Source organism: Bacteroides sp. 2201st1_D9_2201SCRN_220225, assembly GCF_040928965.1.
Lineage (GTDB): Bacteria > Bacteroidota > Bacteroidia > Bacteroidales > Bacteroidaceae > Bacteroides > Bacteroides stercoris.
Genome location: NZ_JBCODG010000175.1, coordinates 1 through 1,074, shown reverse-complemented (window position 1 = coordinate 1,074; position 1,074 = coordinate 1). Strand labels below are relative to the sequence as shown.

Below are 1,074 nucleotides of genomic sequence, written 5' to 3'. Positions count from 1 at the left end.
GAGTGGAATGCTCCCCTACCGATGTTTAAACATCCCAAAGCTTCGGTAGAATACTTAATGCCCGATTATTATCCACGCCAAACTCCTCGACTAGTGAGCTGTTACGCACTCTTTAAATGAATGGCTGCTTCCAAGCCAACATCCTAGCTGTCTTAGCAATCTGACTTCGTTAGTTCAACTTAGTATTCATTTTGGGACCTTAGCTGTTGGTCCGGATTGTTCTCCTTTAGGACATGGACCTTAGCACCCATGCCCTCACTCCTGACATAGAACTGACACGCATTCGGAGTTTGTCAAGACTTGATAGGCGGTGAAGCCCTCGCATCTTATCAGTCGCTCTACCTCATGCCAGTATAAGTCAAGGCTGCACCTAAATGCATTTCGGGGAGTACGAGCTATCTCCAAGTTTGATTAGCCTTTCACCCCCACCCTCAGGTCATCCAGAAGCTTTTCAACGCTTATTGGTTCGGTCCTCCAGATGGTGTTACCCATCCTTCAACCTGCCCAAGGGTAGATCACTTGGTTTCGCGTCTACTCCTTCCGACTGAACGCCCTGTTAAGACTCGCTTTCGCTTCGGCTGCAGGTCTCAAGACCCTTAACCTTGCCGGAAAAAGTAACTCGTAGGTTCATTATGCAAAAGGCACGCCGTCACTCGTAAGAGCTCCGACCGCTTGTAGGCGCATGGTTTCAGGAACTATTTCACTCTTCTGTTCGAAGTGCTTTTCACCTTTCCTTCACAGTACTGGTTCACTATCGGTCTCTCGGGAGTATTTAGCCTTACCGGATGGTCCCGGCTGATTCACGCAGAATTCCTCGTGCTCCGCGCTACTCAGGATACCACTAGGCTTCGACTGGCTTCGTATACGCAACTATCATGCTCTATGGTTGAACTTTCCAGAACATTCTACTCACCAGTTTTCTTGCCACAACGTGGTCCTACAACCCCACATATGCCGTAACATAGGTGGTTTGGGCTGGTCCCCGTTCGCTCGCCACTACTAGGGGAATCATTATTTATTTTCTTTTCCTGCAGGTACTAAGATGTTTCAGTTCCCTGCGTTAGCCTCCAACTT

1 rRNA gene is annotated in these 1,074 nt (G+C 48.5%); it reads right to left on the bottom strand.

The annotated features are described in order from the left end of the window. A 23S ribosomal RNA gene (locus AB5903_RS22505) occupies positions 1 to 1,074 on the bottom strand; the annotation flags it as partial.